The following is a 17,343-nucleotide window of genomic DNA, read 5'->3' as shown; positions in this document are numbered from 1 at the left end:
GGGAGAGTGAATTGCATAAGCGCTGGCTTCAAAACGCGTGAGCGAGGGATTTAGGGTGTTAACGGGATCCCTCGCTAACACTTCGGGTTACCAAGAAACAATGCCTCACGCAAAAGCGCCACTTCGAATCGCGCGCGTGAAGGATCTAGCAGAGATCGACGCGGCAACCCGATTGATGGCTTTCGCGCGCCGCTTGAACAACGGCGGCGGCGTCATAGGCATCGACCAACCCGCCCAGGTCACGTACCAGACTGGTGACCGATCGATGGAATTGGCGCAGCATCCGCTCACCGACAGGTGATTCGGTTTCCAATGATTCGACGTGTCGGCCGGCATCATCAAACCAGACCAGGCTGGTGGGCAAATCAATAAACGCCACACCATTTTCACAGTGCACTTTCATTGCCGCGGGCGAGCGAAACTGCGCGGCTTCCTTCCAACGACTCGGCAACGTACTGTCGGTGATGATTTCGGCGGTGGCGTTGCCACCACCTTGGCCAGAACCATTGGCCGGCAAATCGCAGTATTCGATCATCAGCGACTGAAAGGAATCCTGGCGACAGACCGAAGTGATCGAAGCCGGCGTTTTGCCAACGACGTAGCGACACCAGTCGACCAATTCGACCAATTCAGAATCATTGCGAACACAATCCGAGGCTGGCGTTTTCGGCGCGGCGCCGATGGGTTGGCGATAGACACGAATCAATTTTGGTTGCCCCAATCGTGTCGCAATCAGTTCCTTCAGCCGCAGGGTGGCCGGCGCGAACCGACGGGGCAGCTCGGCCATGAACGAGACGCCGCTCTGTTCAATGGTCTGCCGGACCGAGCTTTCGCGGGAAGGGTCAAAATCCAATCCGGCCGCCCAGTAGACCGCTTTGCCGGCTTGGCATGCGGCAAGTGCTGGCAACCATCCGAGCCAGCACTGTTTCAGAATCAGTACCGCATCAATGTCGCAACGACAAACCAAACTGCGATAGCCATCGAGCGGGTCGGCCTGGAATTCCGCAGCGGTGGACTCGGCCAATTTAGAAATCGTACTGTAGACCGCACGCACATCGAATCGATCGTCAAGCAATCGTAGCGCTGGGCGATAGCGGGTTTGCCACAAATCGCCGAGTCCGATCAATCCAATTCGAAGCTTCATTTCAACGCCATCGTGGGCCGGCAGACTGTCAGACGGCTAGGGTTCATCTCGAGCAGCAACATTGAAGCAGTTGGGAGCAAGAAAACAACGGGGGTGTAACGAACCAACCTGATCTTTCCTGCACCAACGTACACTTTCACAGATGCACATTTTGAGCTTTCTGGTCTGCCGAATGCGCGCCACAACTTCTTGTCTGTTCCTAGTTTAGCGACTGCGTGCGGACTCTGCTCGAGGCCCAGTTTGATTTTTCTAGTCAATTGGCGAGCGGTAATTTCTTGAATTCTAATCGCTACGCCTTGAAGCTCAAACGCTCGCCCATATACTCCGCCCAACCTGCCCGAGCGTTAGTTTTGGAAGCCTTTCACCAGGTCTCCCATAATGCTTTGTGTGGGTCCCGAGTGAGCAAATCAACCAGTGTTGGACGATTACTCACTAGGGGCGATTGTTGCCCATCGAAGCCCCCATAAACCGGGTGCATCCGCAAACGGAACTTGAAGGCGACAACGCGATGACTAACCGTTAGTGGTTTTTCGTCTGAATGAAACGACGTCTTTTCCCTTTAATGACTTCATTCAACATTCGACATCGTGTCGCCGCCGCTAATCGGTTATCTCTGCTTGAAATTAGGAGCTAGGAATGGTTTCGTTGCTATTGGCTGTATTGCTGAGTAGTGTTACATCGATCCCCCTAAAAACGGATTATGCCGAGGCATACAAAGAATCGGTGGCTGACGACAAGCCCTTGATGGTCGTGGTCGGAGCGTCCTGGTGTCCAGCTTGCAATGTGCTGAAGCAAACCACGCTGGAGCCGATGGCCCAGACCGGCGAACTGGACGACGTCAGCGTCGCGGTTCTGGATCGTGATTCGGATCCCGAGCTCATCAATCAACTGACCAAAGGCGAACGGATGCTGCCACAAATCATCATGTTCACACGCACCGAAGGCGGGCAGTGGGAACGGCGGCAATTGAAGGGGTATCAGCCGAAACAGCCGATTCGCAATATGATCCGCAGTGCGGTCACGCTCGGCCGCGGTTGAACCGATTCTGGACAGCCCATTCATCTGGCAATTGCCGGCCGTTATGATTGCCTGCCGCTAGCGAGCGTTTTCGCTGTCGCGCATGCACCCGCGTTTTGAAGTGCCGGCTTATATATGATGATTCCAGAACACCTGCAGCACCTGATCCATTCCGACCAGCCGCTCGCCCCGCTGGTCTGGCTGGGAATCGGCGGTCCGGCACACTTTTTCGCCGAACCGGTCGATATCGAGCAATTCACCCAAGTCGTCACCTGGGCGGCTGAGAATCAATTGTCGACGCGTGTGCTGGGGTCGGGCAGTAATTTGCTGGTCCGCGAATCCGGTTTCGACGGGTTAGTCGTCTCGCTTAGCGCAGCGGCGACCAGTGGTTTCCAGATCAATGGCGACACACTTGTGGCCGGTGCGGGGGCAAAATTGTCCCACGCGGTGGTAAAGGCCGTTGGCGGCGGACTTGGCGGACTGGAGCATTTGGTCGGAATCCCGGGAACCGTTGGTGCAGCGGTGGTCGGCAACGTCAGCAGCGGTGGGCGTGACATCGGTTCGGTGGTCCGTTGCGTTCGTGTGTTGCAACCTGACGGGACGATTCGGGAATTTCAGCAGGATGAAGTCGGTTTCACGCACCGCAAAACGGCGTTGGCCGGAACAACCATCATCGAAGCCGAATTCAAATTGGAATCGGTTGATGCGGCGGCACTTACCAAACGTCTGCAAAAACTGTGGATCGCCCGAAACTCGGAACATCCGACCCGAATGGAGCGGATCGCGATGCCGTTTGTCGATCCCGATAGCTTGTCGGCGCGTGAATTGATTCAGAACGTGGGCTTGGCGGGACTGCGTGAGGGTGACGTGTCACTCGATTCGTCTCAGCCCCACTACCTGATTGCCCATGAGGGTGCGACCAGCGACCAATGCTTGCGTTTGATCGGCCGGGTTCGCGAACAGGTCTTGCTGCAGACCGGGATCGACTTGCAGTTGAATCTACAGATTTGGTAGACCTGGTTGACCAGTCAACCACTTTCGAATTTTAGACCAAGGGTGTGGCCAGGATGGCCCAGCGGACCGAACAGACGGATCATCGTCCGATTCGACGATTGCTGCGTCGCCTGATCAAGGCGCCGGCAGCCTGGTCGTTGATTTGGCCGATGCTGTTACTGGTTGGGTCTTACGCCGCCTACACCCGATGGTATTCGGACTATTTTGCCGAGAAATACAGCAGCCTGGATCCGCAACTGGTGACGGTGACCGAACCGCACGAGTATGTGCGGATGAATCTGGTCGAAGAGGTCTATCGCGAAACGCGTCTGAGCGACCTTTCGCCTTTGGATCGTCAAGCGACCGCCAAACTTGCGGAGGCTTTTTCCAGTCATCCCTGGGTCAAACATGTCCACAGCGTTCGCAAATTGCCAGGCGGAGCAATCGACATCGAACTGGATTATCGACTGCCCGTCGCCGTTTTCCACCTGACCGGTGAATCGAGCTGGCTGCGTGAAATCGAAGCTTATCTAACCAACCTGGGTTATTCGATCCATGGCGGCGCGGACAAATTGTTTTTCCCACTCGATGGGGAAGGCGTGATGCTGCCGACCGACCAAATGACGTTGGCCGACACTCAAGAATTGATCCACATCGAAGTCAGCGAAGTCTTTCCCACGGGCAACGAGGGGACGCCCTTTGGCGACCGACGAGTCGAATCAGCCGCACTGCTGGCCAAACTACTTGCCGCAATCAAAGACCAGATTCGTGTCGCAACGATCACCGTCAAGGGTGATCCACGAATCAATATGGTTCCCCAATTGGAATTGATCACTGGCAACAACACCCAGTTGATTTGGGGCAGCCCGCCCGGGATGGAACAACCAGGCGAACGCGGGGCGCGAGAAAAGTTGACGGATTTGATCAGTGGGAACTTTGCGAATTTTGCCGACCTGCGAGTGGCGGCCCAATCACGTCGCCCGGTGCAGTAGCAGACATTCAACCCGTGCTATCATGACAACAGTTCACCGCGTGATGCGGCGTTTCTGTTTTGCCAACCGGTACATGGGTTCTGTTGATGTTTTGTTTTCTCGATCACTGCCACGGCAAATGTGCGAACTTGGTTTGCATCGTTGCGATCGGCCTGTTGTCACTAGCATGCGTTTCGGCCGACGAACCATCACAAGTTCCAACTAAACATGTATTGGTGATCGGGATTGATGGCACGCGCGCCGATGCTTTGAACGCCGCCGACACGCCCCATTTAGATGCATTGATCAAACGCGGCCGGCTGTGGGAGAACACTCAAATTTTGGGTGACCGCCCAACGGAAAATGACACGGTCAGCGGACCGGGTTGGTCCAGTTTTCTAACCGGTGTTTGGGCCGACAAGCATGGTGTGCAAGACAACCGTTTTGCAGGCAATCAACTGGATCAGTTTCCACATTTCTTTTCCTACATTCGCCAACGCTATCCCGCGGCCCGACTGGGGTCGTTTGTCGATTGGGCACCGATTCAGCAGTACATCGTTCGCGATGCGGATGTCGATGTTTGTTTCGAATCTCACGGCGCCGGAGAATACGCCAAAAGCGACAAGAAACTCGCTGATGCCGCGGCAGCGTTTCTGCGGCAACCGGAATCGGATGTCGCGATGGTCTATTTCGGCGCGGCTGATGAAACCGGTCATGCCAATGGATTTCATCCGAGCATCAAGGCCTATACGGATTCCATTGCCACCATCGACCAACGTGTTGGTGAAGTGGTCGCAGCGATGCTCTCGCGTGAGAACTATGAATCAGAAGATTGGTTGGTGATCGTGTCGACCGACCATGGTGGTCGCGGGACAGGCCACGGCGGCGGACACGAGGTCCCCGAAATACGCCAAACTTGGATGATTGTCAGCGGGTCGGCGGTGGTGGTCAAACCGAACGACATCGAACCGACCTATGTGGTTGACGTGGCAACCACAGCGCTCAAGCATCTGGGGATCGATCTAGACCCGGCTTGGCAACTGGATGGCAAAGCCGTTGGAATCAAACCCTAGTGCTGCGTACGACGGACTGGGCGTTCATCGTGCTCCACGCAAAAGCGCAACTTCTAAACTCGTCAGCGATCGATCGTGTCGCTAAGCGCGGCGCCAAAACGCGGGGAAGATCAGCACCAGCACACTGAACACTTCGACCCGGCCGAGCAACATCAGCCACACGAACAAGAATTTTGCGCCTTGGCTGAATCCGGCGTAGTTCTGTGTCGCGCCGACCACACCCAATCCTGGCCCAATGTTGTTGAGCGTTGCCGCGACTGCACTGGCACAGTCCAGCAGTTTTTCGTCCAAGGTACTGTCGTCGGCGGCGGCCACCGCATCGTCGGTGTAGCCCCAGGTTGAACTCGGTTCAAAGGTCACCAACAGCATCCACGAGGCGATGAATATGCCCAGGATCAGACAAAAATAGACCATGATGCCACGCAGCATTGCGGGGTCATCGGCGGTCGCATCCCCGATCCGAATCAGCCGCACCACCCGCGGCCGATAGGCCAGTTCAATTTCCATGCCCAGGATTTTGTAGAACAGGACGTGGCGAATCACTTTCAGTCCGCCGCCGGTGCTGCCGGCACAACCGCCGACAAACATTAGCAACAGCAGACTGCCGCGGGCAAAGTTGTTCCACTGGTCGAAGTCAGCGGTTCCGTACCCAGTCGTGGTGATGATGGAAACTACCTGGAACAGTCCGTTGCGCAAGCCTTGCGGGACGCTCTCAAATCCGACGTCACCACCGCGGATACCAAAGAACATGATTGCGGCCGTGAGCCCGACGATGATCCCGATAAAGGTTTGGAATTCAACGTCATTGAACATTCGTTTGGGGCCACCGATCATGGTCAGGTACAACAACGTGAAATTGGTTCCGGCCAAGATCATGAACACGATCGTGGTGTACTCGATCAGTGGGCTATCGAATCCGCCCAGGGATCGGTTGTAGGTGCTGAATCCACCGGTCGCCATGGTGCCAAATGCATGACAGAGCCCATCGAATAGCGTCATGCCTTCGATCATGTAGATCAGCGTTAAAATCAAATTCAGCCCACAATAGATGCCGGCGAACATCAGCGCGGTGTGCTGCATTCGTGGCATGCTGCCCTCTTTGCTGGGGCCCGGCATTTCGGCGCGGACCATCGCCTTGCCGGCGGAGCCTTGGCCGAGGATGGCGACAAACAAGACGACGATACCCAGTCCACCCAAAAAGTGAGTCCAACTGCGCCAAAACAAAATGCAGTGCGGCACCGAATCCGGGGATTCCAGATCGGTCAAGATCGTCGCGCCGGTGGTGCTAAATCCGGCCTGTGATTCGAACATCGCTTCGATAAACGTGATCGACTGGCCGGCTGCGGTCTCAGTACCACTTAAATAAAACGGTAATGCCCCGAGCACCGTGGCCATCACCCAACTGAGACCGACAATTGCCATCGCTTCTTTGCGGAACAGCGAAGCGCCACGACCACCGCGGCCGCTGAACATCAACACGATGCCGACCAGAATGCTGATCGCCATGCTCAGCACGAGCGCTTGAATTCCTCCCTTTTCGATCTGCTCGGCGGCCGGCAGATAGGTTCGATTCGCCAGCAACGGAAATGCGAACGGAAGGCTGAAGCACATTGATCCGCCGATCAAGAGACAGACGATCCCGAGAACGCGGCAAAGCAGACGAAAGTTCAAGGTTTCCAGTTCCGATGGGTGACGGCAATTTCAACGAAGCTGAATTGTAGTGTGTATCTGCGAGTTGTCTTGGGTGGGAATCGATTGGCATCGCATTTGCTTCTCTCGTAACCGGCCCCGAACGACCCTTCCCCAGGGGATGAACGATGGCCAGGCGATCGACGTATGAGGCTGCGTCGATCGCCAATTTTTCCCCCTTCCCGCGGACGGTTGAGCAAGGGGCGGCAAATCGCCGCGCGACATCAGACACCACTACAGCAAACTGCGTCACGCAAACTGATACACTTGGGCGACAGTGGGCTGTCACCGATGTGAAAATCTAGCCGCCAGAACTTTTCTTTCCAGAATTCTGATTGAACCGTGTGTGGTCGTTTCACTCTGAAAACTCCTGCGGCCAGCTGGACTCAGGATTTCTTGCCGTTGTGGACGGCCGAACAAGTCGCAGCGTTTGCCGGCGAGCACGCGATCGCGGCGCGCTACAACATCGCCCCTACCCAGGTGGTCTCGTGCATCCGTGCCGGGCAGTCCCAAACCAGAGACTGGGCGTTGATGCGGTGGGGTTTGGTACCATCGTGGGCGACGGAGCTGTCGATCGGCAATCGTATGATCAACGCTCGCAGCGAAACTGTTCACGAAAAACGATCGTTCAAGTCCGCGCTGGGCAAACGCCGCTGTTTGATTCCGACCGATGGCTATTTCGAATGGATGAAGACCGAATCGGGCAAGCAACCGTACTGGATTCATGCTCGAACCGGCGGCGTGCTGGCGATGGCGGGGCTGTGGGAACAAAACGAAAAACTGGGTTCCGCCGACCGCCCGTTGGAAACGTTTACTGTTCTGACAGTGGCGGCCAATGAAACCACCACCGCGATACACGATCGCATGCCAGTCTTCCTCAGCCCTGGTGATTGGGAGGCCTGGTTAAACCCACGCCCCGGTGATCTTGAATCGATGGTTGACCTGCTGCGGCCGGCGGCAAACGATCTGTTGGTTCCCCGGGTCGTGTCGACGCGCGTCAACAGTCCGCGGCACGATGACGAACAATGTATCGAGCCGGACGATCACCCTGCGCCGCCAGGGCAATTGGACTTGTTTTAGCAGCTCACTCTTCACGTAGTTGCTGGTACAACTTGGCGCGGGCGAGCCGCCAATCACGTTCGACCGTGCCTTCGCTGACGCCCAGCACTTCGGCGGTTTCGGGGATCGACAGCCCGGAAAAGAATCGCAATTCAACCACCTCGCGTTGCCGCGGCGAGTCTTTTTCAAGTGCGTCCAATGACGCTTCAAGGTCTTCGAATCGGCAACCGTTGCTGTGCTCGAAATTTTCCAACACGACATCCAACGATCCTCGCTGGTAGTCTCCGCCACGTTTGGATGTGCTTCGACGTCGAGCATGGTCGACCAGGATCTGACGCATGGCACGGTTTGCTGCAGCAAAAAAATAACGTCGATCCGTGGCATTGCCGATCGCATCGGAATCCAACAATCGCAGGCAGGCTTCGTTGACCAAGGCGGTCGCCTGCAGCGTATGATCGGCGCGCTCGCGACGCATCAGATTCGACGCCATCTGTCGCAGTTCGCTTTGCAATTGTTCGAATAGTTTTTCTTTGACCGAATCATTGCCGTTGCTAAGCTCACGGAGCATCAGCGAAACGTCTGGCTGGGGCTGATTCATTGCTGCCGACCTTGCGGGAAAACGATTTGTCTAACTGTCAGCGGACCCGTTGGACCAGATTCACCGGCAGGTCGCGCAATCGTGTAGCAATTAGACCAAAAATCCCAGGATCGCATCGGCCAGTTGGTTTTCGCAGGCGTCATCAAATGCGACAAACATTGGAAAGGAGTTGATTTCCAAAAAGACCGGATCGGCAAAACCACTGCGACAACGAAAATCTAACGCACAGTAGTCGAACCCGATTGCATCGACCAATCGCTGCGTGAGATCCATGATCACCGGTGGAACGGGCATCGAATGCACTTCAACGGCTTCGTCGGTGCGATAGTCAATCTCGGTGGTTTGCAAATGGAACGCGAACAGTTGTCCGCCGATGGAAAAGACGCGGATGTTTTCACCGTCCAATTTTTCTTGGACGAATTGTGGCACCAATGAACACAATCGATCTGCATCGTTGCAGATGTCACTGACGATCGCTGCATGGTCACCGCCGGCGAGCGGTTTGATGATCTTGCGATCTGGATTTGGCATCGTCGCCAGTGGGCTGAGTTGCCCAAGCACCACGGTTTCCGGGATCACAAAACCCAATTGGCGTGCCAGCATCAAATTACGTGACTTGTTGTTGGCATCGCCAGTGGTCTCTCGATTTAGCAATCGCAATTGCGGCCAAGCCAGCGCGAACGACTCGGCGACATCCAATGCCGCGTGATTTTGCACGGGGTCACCGGCGAACACGTTGTAGCGCAGAAACAACGCCTCTGGTTCGACGGTCGCATCACCCAGGTCGATCGCGGGCGACTGAAAATCCCAAGCGATGTGACGCGCGTCCGGACGATCGGTGTCCCAGAAAAAGTAATCCACGCCGCGCAAGTGGGCTTGGTCAACAAGACGGCAGGTGTTGGGGTCCGATTGACCGCCGACGACCAACAGTTGGAGAGACCGAACAGACATGCCGATTGCCGGGTGGAGGCCGAACTGAAAAAGACCAGCCTACCAGCGGCGGAAATTCTTCCAAGGACGAGATATCTTGGAACGCATGCGATGACTCGGACGCGGTAATGTCCCCTCCTCACCGATTGCACGCGTGCTAGGGGCAGGTGTCATCGGGGCCGGTTGAAGATTGGGACAATACGGTTGTTCCTCACCCACCGCGAGTGTCGTCGGCTGGGGGCGCACCCCATCTTCGGCACCATCGCGCGGTTGGGTGAGCGGCGGCTTGGCGGATTCCTCTCCCACCGCAAGTGTCGTCGGCTGGGGGCGCACCCCGTCTTCGGCACCATCGCGCGGTTGGGTGAGCGGCGGCTTGGCGGATTCCTCACCCACGGCAAGCGTCGTCGGCTGGGGGCGCACCCCGTCCTCGGCACCATCGCGCGGTTGGGTGAGCGGTGGCTTGGCGGATTCCTCGCCCACGGCAAGCGTCGTCGGCTGGGGGCGCACCCCGTCTTCGGCACCATCGCGCGGCTGGGTGAGCGGTGGCTTGGCGGATTCCTCACCCACGGCGAATGTCGTCGCTTGAGGTGGGTTCGGAACCGGGGCCGAACGACTCTCCTCGCCGATTGCATAAGTTGTAATTTCTGGCGAGCCCGGGGATTGAGCCTGGGCGGTGGCCGCATCGAGCAGTTTGTAGGCGGCAGCGGAGGAGAGGCCTAGCAAAACCGCGCGGCGTAAAAAATCACGACGCGGAAGGTCGCCTCGGCTGAGTTCAGCCATCGCATGTTCGACTGAATCGTTCGAGTTCGGTTGGTTGTCAGGCATGATTATTTCACAAGGATTGCGAAGGAAGCTGGGCAGACTTTCATTGTAGCTCACACAGAAACCTCGTATCGAAATCCGATACGAGGCAACGTGTTTTCGATTTGGTTTGAGATCACCGACCGCGACCGATCACTCGGCTGCGGAAGAACGTCTTGCGAGGTGTGGAGTTTTGGTAAACAGCCGCGGTCGTGCCACTGCTGTAGTTGCCGTTGTTGTAACTCTGCCCGCCATTGTTTCCGCTGGGTTGGTACGTCGGGTAGTTGGTCACTCGATTGTCGATGGCTTCCGAAGACGAGCTGCCGTAGGTTCCCCAAGTTCGTGTGGCGGCCGACGATCGAGCGTCTGCCCAGCGGCCGTTTGCAACAGCGTTGCTATTGCTGCGTGCGAAACCACCGACGGTGCGAGCGTAGGAATCCGAGTGTGATCGAGCACCCCAGCCGTTGGCCGTTGAGTTGCCGTTGCTGATCGCAACTCCACCGTGCGAGACGGCTCGGCTGCTGCCGCTGGCGAATCCGCCGTTGCGTCCGCTGCCGGTCATGGTCGATCGGGCATAGCCACCGCCGGTCGCGACGGCTGATGAATTCAGTCGCGTGTTGCCGCGGCCGTACGCCGACGACACTGCGGTACCGCCAGTGGAATAGCTCGATGCGGAAACTTGAGCGTTGGCATCGCTGGTCAGAACGCAGGCGGTCAGGACGGCGACGACGGAGAAGGCAGTTGCAAAGCGTTTCATGGCAGAGTTCCTTGTGAGATCCAGAAAGTGATGGACGTGTTTCGTTTCCAGGCGGCCGATGTCGTCGGCCTTCACAAGTAACCTGCGCCGAGTCTCCGCAAATCCCTGAACGAATTCTGGAAAAAGATTTCGGGGCCTCGACCGCTGGCTCAATTCGCCTGGAGCAGGGTGGCTCGAACCTCGCGTTTAGCAGCCTCTGGCAGTTTGCTTTCCTGAATCTGACGTTCGATTTCAGCTGCGGTGCCACGCAATCGAATCGGATCGGCAACCCACTGCGGCAATGACATTTCCAACGAAATCTGGTCACCGGCTCGACTGATCGCGACCGCGCGGTTGCCCGCGCCGCCACGGCTGCTGGCCGACGAACTACTGAATCCAGGCATCCAAAGGCCGGAGGCGGCATGGGGGTTTGGCGGAAATGGGGCCAAAGGATCCACCCAATCTGCCGGCATTTCACGAGGTTCCGCCCGCAAGACACGGATCCGTCCGCGTCGCAGAACAACGATCGGAAACGCAGATTCAAGTTTGCCGAGCGTGTCATCCTGGTGAATTGTTCGCCCACCGACCTCCAACAACACGTCGCCCACGCGAATTCCAGCTTTTGCGGAGGCCGATTCAGGCATCACGGACTGGACCAGCACGCCGCGATCACCCGTCAGTCGGGGAACATGCAGCCGTAGGATCGCAGGCACCGGTTGCAGCGTGATTTCCGTGGGCGGCGGCGACGGCGGGGCTTGGGCAAGAACCACCACAGTCAACGTCAACAAGGCGGCCACGCCGCCAAAGATTCGAAGGATCATCACATCATTTCCATCAAGAAAGGTTCAGTAGGCCAGGTGAAACCTGGCGTTTGCGGTCACAATCGCCATCCCCAGAGCACCCCTGGCCTGATGACGTACGAAAAAAACCTCCGAGACCCAAAATGGGCGTCGGAGGTGTCTGATTAAGCAGTCGGTCGGTCTAGCGGCCGAAGATTCGCCTCGCACCACTGCGGATGACCCGGCCCTGTGAGGCCGAAGAGTTGTAGGAGGGTTGGCTGTAGGTTTGTTGTGCGGGGTAAACCTGACCTTGGAACTGCCGCGTGTGACTTTTCGAGTAGGCTCGGGTGTTCTGACCGTATCCTGTCGAATGGCTGCCACCGTAAACGCGGCCGTTCGAGGTGCCGGTCTGGCCGCCGGAGATCACGCGTCGGTTGCCGCCTTGAGAAATCACACCGCCGTGGCTGAGGTGAGTTCCGTTGCGGCCGATGTTCAACTGCATGTTGTGGGCTGCACCGGCCGGTCCGCCGCCGACACCGATCGAATTGCTAAGTGCGATTCCGTTGGGGCCGGCTCCGACAGCGAAACCGTGGCCGAAACCGAGGCCATTTTTCGAGCTGCTGCGCGATTTCGCGAATTGCAACGTCCCCTTGGCGTTGGCTCCGGCTCCGACCGCTCCACGGCCGATATCGACCCAAGATCCAGCGGATTGTGCGGAAACATCAGTGGTCGAGAAGGCCAATGCCAAGGTGAACAGGGCAGCAAGAGCGGTCAGATTGAAGTTGCGTTTCATGGGTCTTTCGTCGGTGGAAGGCGTTGTGGTGAGGGCGATGTGGGTTGCCCTTTCACCAGTACCTGCGAGACGGAAGTCAAAACCCCTGAAACAAATTTTGAAAATGTTTTCTCCGCCTGATTCAGACCGCTTTTCGCCACGGGCGCCAGAGGCGGTCTCCGGCGCCGCCCGGGTCAATGCATCAGCCAGCGGGCTGGGAATGCGGAACTTGCCCTCTATCTGGATGCCAGGTCGGGGCGGCATGTTCCAACGTCATCTGCCACCGTTTTGCCACATCGCTCAAGCCGGCTTGGCGGGTGGAGTAGAACAACGCAACCATCGGACCGGTTTGCAGTGCCATCGGCAACGCATTGATCTGTTGTTCCCAGCGCTGCCAATCGGCGACGATCTCGGGTGGCGTTTTGCTGCGCCAGACCAACTGACCGGCGAGTTTTGCGATCGTCTGTCGCTGTGACTGCGCGGCTAGTCGAGTGAGCGCCGACTGAGCCGCGTCGTGATACTTTGGCGATCGCAGCAACCAACTCGCCGCGACCAGTTTCACCGCCAATGATTTCGAACCGGCGCGGCCCGCTGCGATTTCGAATTCCTGGTCACTCATCGCAACCGATCCGGTCCAATCGATCGGCAGCATCGATAGCATCAGCGGCGGCAACGGTCGCGCGTCCAATTGGTCAACCAACTCTAGCGCAATCTCCGCACGACCACTTCGCCATGCCGCTTGGCAGGCTAGCATCGACAGCCATTGTTGACGCCATACCGGCGGGCGAGTCGCGGCATCATGTTCGCTGATCGCACGAATTAATGCGGGCAGAGCGGCGCCAAATTCGGCTTGTTCGAACAACGCCAGCGCCGCACGCTGGTCTGGGGCCGGCCTGACCGATTCAATCTCGATCACACGTGACGCCGCAAAACGCGTGGGCACGCTCTGGCCGGCTAACACGATCGAAATTTGATCGGCATCAAACTGAACGACCGTGCCGGTGTGGCTGACCAATGGCTGTGGGTACCAGGCCGAGTCCGCTGGCGCAGTGGACGATGCGAGTGGAGCCAAGCGAACACGATGCGGCGACGACTGGGCCACCAGTGCACTGGCCGGTAGCACGACCGAGCAAACGACAAACGCAGCCACGATGCAATTGATTCGATTCAGAATGTTGCCACTCACTGTGTTTCGGCCAAACGATGCACATCAATGTATTGGTATTGACCGTTGTTCATGGCCGCCAGTTCACGCAAAAAGCTATCGGGGGCGGCGGCAGGCATGCTGCCAAATTCGATCGCGTGAATGGTCGTGCCGTTGCGCTGTGCCCGGTCCTGGATGACATTCAACTCGATCGCTGACATCCGGGGAATGTGGGCGTCGGTCAAAAAGAAAATGACATCCGGCGACATTCGCAGTGCCATCAACAGCGCACCCTTGTGCTCGGTTCCGCCAAAGGCTCGGATCGATTCGACGTAGTGTTGTGCTCGGGTTAGATTGGCCGATTCCCCGGCGACCATCGACATCGGTGACCCGGCGATCTGGAACGGTTTCACGTTGTCGTTGTAAAAAATGATCTGAAACTGTTGCTGTGACGACAACGAATTCAAACTGCGGATCAATTCGCGTTTGGCACTCCGCAGCGGCAACTTGCCGAATCCGTTCATGCTGTCACTGCGGTCGAACACGTACACGAATCGATTCCCACTGCCGGAAACGCCGAACACACTTGCGCTTGCCGTCTGGCCGATCGGCGTGTTGGCCGAGTCCCCAGCGCCGCCGCCAAGCGCGTCGCCATCCAGTTCATTGTCGCCGGCCAACCCGCTGCCACTTTTGGGCGCCGGGGTCGATTGCATCGCCGACAGGATTCCCTCCAGATCGATCGGCGGTGACAGGTCAGCCGGTGGTGCCGATGCCGCTGCGGCGGAGGACGCTGCGGTCGATTCGCTCTGCTCGGTCGGTGCGGTGACCTCTGCATATTCGTCGCGGTCTGGCAGACGATGCACCATCGCAATGCCGATTGGACGGTCGGGGGCCGCACCGGTGCCATGGCGTTCGCCGGTCGCGATCCAAACCAGTGCGACCAGCAACAGCACGTGGAACCCCAACGAGAGCAGCATCGGCGGCCATTGGCGGGCCGGCGGATTCGGACCAACGGTTGCTGCCGTGGACTGTGCCGACGAGGCTGCTGAATATCCGGCGGCTGGCCGCCTCCGCGCCGAATCGCCGCCAGGCTGGCGATGCGGACCCGGCTGAGCGGTCGATCCAGATTCGGCAGCTGCTTTTTCGGACATCAATCGGCCGCGAATTGCGGTAAATCCGGTACCACTATGGAAACAAAGCCTCAATGCCGGTTCTCAGCGAGGCCTCGTCAAATTACTTTATGTGCTCTCTATTGTAACGTCTTCCCGCTGGCGCCGACCCCGTCGTGCCGCCAGACCCTATGGATTGCCCGCCCCTATATTGGAGTGTCATTGTGAGCAAAGCTCGCTATCTGTTTACGAGTGAATCGGTCAGCATGGGCCATCCCGATAAGCTGGCTGATCGCATTTCCGATTCAATTCTTGACGCCCTGCTCGAACAAGACCCGAACAGTCGCGTCGCCTGCGAAACCATGGTCACCACCGGTGTGGCCATCGTCGCCGGCGAAATTTCGACCAAAGCCAAGGTCAACTACGCTGACATCGTTCGTCAAACGATCAATGAAGTCGGATACACCGACGAGCGTATGGGCATCTGCGGCGACACCTGTGCCGTGATGGTCTCGCTGGACACGCAAAGCCCCGACATTGCCCAAGGCGTCGACTCGGATTCCGGCAGTGGCAAAGATGTCGGTGCAGGCGACCAAGGCCTGATGTTCGGCTATGCATGCAAAGACACCGACGAATTGATGCCGTTGCCGATCGCGTTGTCGCACCGCATCATCAACCGCATCACCGAAGCCCGCTTCAATGGCGAAGCCAAGTGGTTGCGTCCGGACAACAAGAGCCAGGTCACGGTCGAATACGAAGGCAACACGCCGGTCCGGATCGACACCGTCGTGGTCAGCGCCCAACACGCCCCCGATGTCACGAACGACGAAATCAAATCGTTCATCATCGAAAAAGTCATCAAACCGTCGCTGCCCGCTGGCTTGGACAAAGGCGACATCAAATACCACATCAACCCGACCGGCAAATTTGTCGTCGGTGGCCCGCATGGTGACTGTGGATTGACCGGACGGAAAATCATCGTCGATACCTACGGCGGTTGGGGACGTCACGGTGGCGGCGCGTTCAGCGGCAAGGACTCCACGAAAGTCGACCGTAGTGCCGCTTACATGGCTCGCTACGTGGCGAAGAACATCGTCGCGTCAGGACTGGCAGAACGCTGTGAAGTCCAATTGGCATACGCCATCGGCGTCACCGAGCCGGTGAGTGTTCGCGTTGACACCGAAGGCACCGGGCAAGTCCCCGATGAACTGTTGTGCGAATTGGTCCGCGAGCATTTCCCGTTGACTCCCGCGGGAATCATCGAGCACCTGCAACTGCGTCGCCCGGTGTTCAAAAGCACCACGGCCGGTGGCCACTTCGGTCGCGAAGGTGACGCGTTCACTTGGGAAAAGACCGACAAGGCTGAAACGCTCGCTGCCGCAGCGAAGTCGCAAGCGACTGCCTAGTTTCTCGAAACTCGGTTGCTATTTCGACCCTCCTGGCCCAGGAGGGTCGAGCCGAGCGTGGGGAGGTCCAGCAGTGAATTTCTCGCTCACCGGGCCGTTGATTTAGTAACCCGACGCGTCCGTTTTGAAGTCGCGCTTTTACGGTAACCCGACTTTTACGGTAGCCCGACGCGTCAGCGAGGGATTTAGGGTGTTAACGGGATCCCTCGCTGACGCGTCGCGCTGACCAAAAAGCATTGCCTCACGCAGAATTGACACCGGCCGCACCCCTGGGAACAACGCTCTGATGCGACTGGCCTGGACCACTGACATTCATCTCAATCACGTGCAAATGCCAGCCTGGGACCAGTGGCTGGCGCAGGTCGCAGCTGCACGACCCGATGCCGTCTTGATCACCGGAGATATCTCTGAATCCGACGATGTGATCTTCCAGTTGCGCCGGATCGCCGAATCAATTCCCACGCCGATCTACTTTGTGTTGGGCAATCACGACTTCTATTTTTCGTCGATCGCAGCCACGCGGCAACGCGTCTCGGCGCTCGCCCGCGACGTCGATTCGCTTTGTTACCTGTCGGATTGCGGTCCGATTGAATTGTCCCCGACGCATTTCTTGGTGGGCGAAGACGGTTGGGGTGACGCCACTGAAGGTGACTACGAGAATTCGATGGTCCGGCTGAACGATTTTGCAACCATCAAGGACTTCACCCGTGTCGACCCGATCGACTGGCCGGCGATGTTGCGCGGGCAAGGTGCTGAATCGGCGCAGCGTCTGCAAGACAAGCTGGCGGTGGTGCCCGCCCAGGCGCGCGAGATTCTTGTTGCAACGCACGTCCCGCCCTTCCGCGAAGCGTGTTGGTACGAAGGCAAAACGACCGACGACCATTGGGCCCCGTTTTTCGTTTGCGGCCAAGTCGGCAAGGTGCTGCGTGATTACGCCCGCCAGAACCCCGGGGTCCAACTCACCGTGATCTGCGGGCACACCCATCACGGTGGCACCGCCGAAATGTTGCCGAACCTGGTGGTCCACACCGCAGCGGCCGACTACGGCATACCGAAGCTGGATCGGGTGCTGGAGATCTAAGCGGCGATCTAGGGCAACGTGCGAGCGAGCGATTCCGCAGC

Annotated in this window: 17 protein-coding genes; 7 read left to right on the top strand and 10 right to left on the bottom strand. The window is 57.8% G+C overall.

Annotated elements, in window-relative coordinates; all coding sequences use genetic code 11:
- Positions 1-145 precede the first annotated feature (145 nt).
- The gene (locus tag NHH03_RS27425) at positions 146-1,144 is read right to left on the bottom strand and encodes a Gfo/Idh/MocA family protein (RefSeq protein WP_253161554.1); all 999 of its coding nucleotides are present in this window, start codon (positions 1,142-1,144) and stop codon (positions 146-148) included.
- 636 nt (positions 1,145-1,780) lie between these two features.
- Here NHH03_RS27425 and NHH03_RS27420 point away from each other — a divergent pair.
- The 4 genes from NHH03_RS27420 (at position 1,781) to NHH03_RS27405 (ending at position 5,198) form a co-directional block, all read left to right on the top strand.
- Complete coding sequence (locus tag NHH03_RS27420) at positions 1,781-2,182, top strand: thioredoxin family protein (RefSeq protein WP_253161553.1); 402 nt, start codon at positions 1,781-1,783, stop codon at positions 2,180-2,182.
- A 114-nt stretch (positions 2,183-2,296) separates the two neighbouring features.
- Positions 2,297-3,175 carry a UDP-N-acetylmuramate dehydrogenase gene (locus tag NHH03_RS27415; protein WP_253161552.1) on the top strand — a complete coding sequence of 293 codons (879 nt, stop codon included), beginning with the start codon at positions 2,297-2,299 and terminating at the stop codon, positions 3,173-3,175.
- A 53-nt stretch (positions 3,176-3,228) separates the two neighbouring features.
- Positions 3,229-4,146, top strand: a complete 918-nt coding sequence (locus NHH03_RS27410) for a hypothetical protein (RefSeq protein WP_253161551.1) — start codon at positions 3,229-3,231, stop codon at positions 4,144-4,146.
- Positions 4,147-4,232: 86 nt separating this feature from the next.
- Positions 4,233-5,198, top strand: a complete 966-nt coding sequence (locus NHH03_RS27405) for an alkaline phosphatase family protein (protein WP_253161550.1) — start codon at positions 4,233-4,235, stop codon at positions 5,196-5,198.
- 81 nt (positions 5,199-5,279) lie between these two features.
- Here the strand turns inward: NHH03_RS27405 and NHH03_RS27400 are convergent, their stop codons facing one another.
- On the bottom strand, positions 5,280-6,809 hold the full coding sequence (locus tag NHH03_RS27400) for a TrkH family potassium uptake protein (protein WP_253161549.1): 1,530 nt from the start codon (positions 6,807-6,809) through the stop codon (positions 5,280-5,282).
- A gap of 420 nt (positions 6,810-7,229) precedes the next feature.
- On the opposite strand from NHH03_RS27400, the gene NHH03_RS27395 reads away from it, so the two are divergent.
- Complete coding sequence (locus tag NHH03_RS27395) at positions 7,230-7,967, top strand: SOS response-associated peptidase (protein ID WP_315861498.1); 738 nt, start codon at positions 7,230-7,232, stop codon at positions 7,965-7,967.
- Positions 7,968-7,971: 4 nt separating this feature from the next.
- On the opposite strand, the gene NHH03_RS27390 is transcribed toward NHH03_RS27395, so the two are convergent.
- The 8 genes from NHH03_RS27390 to NHH03_RS27355 all read right to left on the bottom strand — a co-directional run bounded on the left by NHH03_RS27390 (position 7,972) and on the right by NHH03_RS27355 (position 14,857).
- Positions 7,972-8,544 carry an ECF-type sigma factor gene (locus NHH03_RS27390; protein ID WP_253161547.1) on the bottom strand — a complete coding sequence of 191 codons (573 nt, stop codon included), beginning with the start codon at positions 8,542-8,544 and terminating at the stop codon, positions 7,972-7,974.
- Positions 8,545-8,634: 90 nt separating this feature from the next.
- Positions 8,635-9,495, bottom strand: coding sequence for an ATP-grasp domain-containing protein (locus NHH03_RS27385; RefSeq protein ID WP_253161546.1), 861 nt, complete (start codon positions 9,493-9,495; stop codon positions 8,635-8,637).
- Positions 9,496-9,534: 39 nt separating this feature from the next.
- A complete protein-coding gene (locus NHH03_RS27380) occupies positions 9,535-10,299 on the bottom strand; it encodes a hypothetical protein (RefSeq protein ID WP_253161545.1) in 765 nt (254 codons plus the stop codon).
- Positions 10,300-10,411: 112 nt separating this feature from the next.
- Positions 10,412-11,032: a hypothetical protein gene (locus tag NHH03_RS27375; protein WP_253161544.1), complete on the bottom strand. Its 621-nt coding sequence runs from the start codon at positions 11,030-11,032 to the stop codon at positions 10,412-10,414.
- 149 nt (positions 11,033-11,181) lie between these two features.
- Complete coding sequence (locus tag NHH03_RS27370) at positions 11,182-11,832, bottom strand: PDZ domain-containing protein (protein WP_253161543.1); 651 nt, start codon at positions 11,830-11,832, stop codon at positions 11,182-11,184.
- A 160-nt stretch (positions 11,833-11,992) separates the two neighbouring features.
- Complete coding sequence (locus NHH03_RS27365; protein WP_253161542.1) at positions 11,993-12,583, bottom strand: hypothetical protein; 591 nt, start codon at positions 12,581-12,583, stop codon at positions 11,993-11,995.
- A 181-nt stretch (positions 12,584-12,764) separates the two neighbouring features.
- Complete coding sequence (locus NHH03_RS27360) at positions 12,765-13,748, bottom strand: hypothetical protein (RefSeq protein WP_253161541.1); 984 nt, start codon at positions 13,746-13,748, stop codon at positions 12,765-12,767.
- Entirely contained in the window at positions 13,745-14,857 is a 1,113-nt protein-coding gene (locus NHH03_RS27355; RefSeq protein ID WP_253161540.1) for a hypothetical protein, read from the bottom strand. The genes NHH03_RS27360 and NHH03_RS27355 overlap by 4 nt, the downstream gene beginning before the upstream one ends.
- Before the next feature lie 182 nt (positions 14,858-15,039).
- Between NHH03_RS27355 and metK the strand changes: the two genes are divergently transcribed.
- Both metK and NHH03_RS27345 read left to right on the top strand, forming a co-directional pair.
- The gene (metK, locus tag NHH03_RS27350) at positions 15,040-16,221 is read left to right on the top strand and encodes a methionine adenosyltransferase (RefSeq protein ID WP_315861497.1); all 1,182 of its coding nucleotides are present in this window, start codon (positions 15,040-15,042) and stop codon (positions 16,219-16,221) included.
- A 286-nt stretch (positions 16,222-16,507) separates the two neighbouring features.
- Positions 16,508-17,302, top strand: a complete 795-nt coding sequence (locus NHH03_RS27345; protein ID WP_253161539.1) for a metallophosphoesterase family protein — start codon at positions 16,508-16,510, stop codon at positions 17,300-17,302.
- Positions 17,303-17,343 lie beyond the last annotated feature (41 nt).

The organism is Stieleria tagensis (assembly GCF_024129865.1).
Taxonomy (GTDB): Bacteria; Planctomycetota; Planctomycetia; order Pirellulales; family Pirellulaceae; genus Stieleria; species Stieleria tagensis.
The sequence above is the reverse complement of the archived record's forward strand: the minus strand, read 5'-3'. Positions and strand labels throughout refer to the sequence as shown.